At 50.6% G+C, this 1449-nt stretch carries 11 tRNA genes and 1 rRNA gene; all 12 read right to left on the bottom strand.

Annotated features, from left to right (window positions below):
* Window positions 1–35: 35 nt before the first annotated feature.
* Window positions 36–111: transfer RNA gene (locus VP97_RS12405), tRNA-Ala, on the bottom strand.
* 11 nt (window positions 112–122) lie between these two features.
* Window positions 123–196, bottom strand: a tRNA-Pro gene (locus VP97_RS12400).
* Window positions 197–224: 28 nt separating this feature from the next.
* Window positions 225–301, bottom strand: a tRNA-Arg gene (locus VP97_RS12395).
* 18 nt (window positions 302–319) lie between these two features.
* A tRNA-Leu gene (locus VP97_RS12390) sits at window positions 320–408 on the bottom strand.
* 21 nt (window positions 409–429) lie between these two features.
* Window positions 430–504, bottom strand: a tRNA-Gly gene (locus VP97_RS12385).
* 5 nt (window positions 505–509) lie between these two features.
* A tRNA-Leu gene (locus tag VP97_RS12380) sits at window positions 510–591 on the bottom strand.
* 7 nt (window positions 592–598) lie between these two features.
* Window positions 599–674: transfer RNA gene (locus VP97_RS12375), tRNA-Lys, on the bottom strand.
* Between the two features lie 6 nt (window positions 675–680).
* Window positions 681–756: transfer RNA gene (locus VP97_RS12370), tRNA-Thr, on the bottom strand.
* A 4-nt stretch (window positions 757–760) separates the two neighbouring features.
* A tRNA-Val gene (locus VP97_RS12365) sits at window positions 761–836 on the bottom strand.
* Window positions 837–839: 3 nt separating this feature from the next.
* Window positions 840–914, bottom strand: a tRNA-Glu gene (locus VP97_RS12360).
* Between the two features lie 27 nt (window positions 915–941).
* Window positions 942–1016: transfer RNA gene (locus VP97_RS12355), tRNA-Asn, on the bottom strand.
* 126 nt (window positions 1017–1142) lie between these two features.
* A 5S ribosomal RNA gene (rrf, locus tag VP97_RS12350) occupies window positions 1143–1258 on the bottom strand.
* Between the last annotated feature and the right edge of the window lie 191 nt (window positions 1259–1449).

The raw sequence follows: 1449 nt of genomic DNA, 5'->3' as shown, positions 1-1449 counted from the left end.
TTGGGTATTCCTCCAACTTACTATATAGAAATAATTGGTGGAGCCTAGCGGGATCGAACCGCTGACCTCCTGCGTGCAAAGCAGGCGCTCTCCCAGCTGAGCTAAGGCCCCATGTAAAACGATCGGGAAGACAGGATTCGAACCTGCGACCCCTTGGTCCCAAACCAAGTGCTCTACCAAGCTGAGCTACTTCCCGTCTAAATGACAGATCGTTATGTATGAAATGGCGCGCCCGAGAGGACTCGAACCTCTAACCGCTTGATTCGTAGTCAAGTACTCTATCCAATTGAGCTACAGGCGCAATCATTTGATTGTAAAGTGGTGCCGAGGACCGGAATCGAACCGGTACGGTAGTCACCTACCGCAGGATTTTAAGTCCTGTGCGTCTGCCAGTTCCGCCACCCCGGCAAGGGTAATTTAATCGTTCATTGGAGCGGAAGACGGGATTCGAACCCGCGACCCCCACCTTGGCAAGGTGATGTTCTACCACTGAACTACTTCCGCAAAAGTGCGGGTGAAGGGACTTGAACCCCCACGCCTTGCGGCGCCAGATCCTAAGTCTGGTGCGTCTGCCAATTCCGCCACACCCGCATATATATGGTGAGCCATGAAGGACTCGAACCTTCGACCCTCTGATTAAAAGTCAGATGCTCTACCGACTGAGCTAATGGCTCGGTAAGTGGTGCCGGCAAGAGGACTTGAACCCCCAACCTACTGATTACAAGTCAGTTGCTCTACCAATTGAGCTACACCGGCATAATGGTGGAGGATGACGGGATCGAACCGCCGACCCTCTGCTTGTAAGGCAGATGCTCTCCCAGCTGAGCTAATCCTCCATATGGTGACCCCTACGGGATTCGAACCCGTGTTACCGCCGTGAAAGGGCGGTGTCTTAACCGCTTGACCAAGGGGCCTAACTTATATTTGATAGAGTGTTAAAATGGCTCCGCAGGCAAGACTCGAACTTGCGACCGATCGGTTAACAGCCGATTGCTCTACCACTGAGCTACTGCGGAATAGAAGTAATTAGTGACAACTATGAAATAATAGCATTTTTCAAGTTATTAATCAATATTTTTTTGAAAAATAATGTCGTTTTTTATGTATGATAATCATAAAAAAGAAGCATCTATTATTCATTTGCCAGGCGGCGTCCTGCTCTCACAGGGGGAAACCCCCAACTACCATCGGCGCTGAAGAGCTTAACGGCCGTGTTCGGGATGGGAACGGGTGTGACCTCTTCGCTGTAGCCACCTGACTATGAAGTTTGAAAGAAGTGTTCTTTCAAAACTGGATAGAAGCTTGCATTGTATGGGCAAAAACCTTTCGTTTACACGCCATGTGTTGTCCAGCCTCGGGTGCGATCAGCTCGTGTCGCTTCGGCCTGTCTGATGAGGCCAAAAGCGCCTCATGCAGCCATTCCTCCAGCGCGTGTCGCTGATGGACACG

The sequence above is a fragment of the Domibacillus robiginosus genome, from assembly GCF_000966195.1.
GTDB lineage: Bacteria > Bacillota > Bacilli > Bacillales > Domibacillaceae > Domibacillus > Domibacillus robiginosus.
This window is presented reverse-complemented; position numbering and strand designations above follow the sequence as displayed.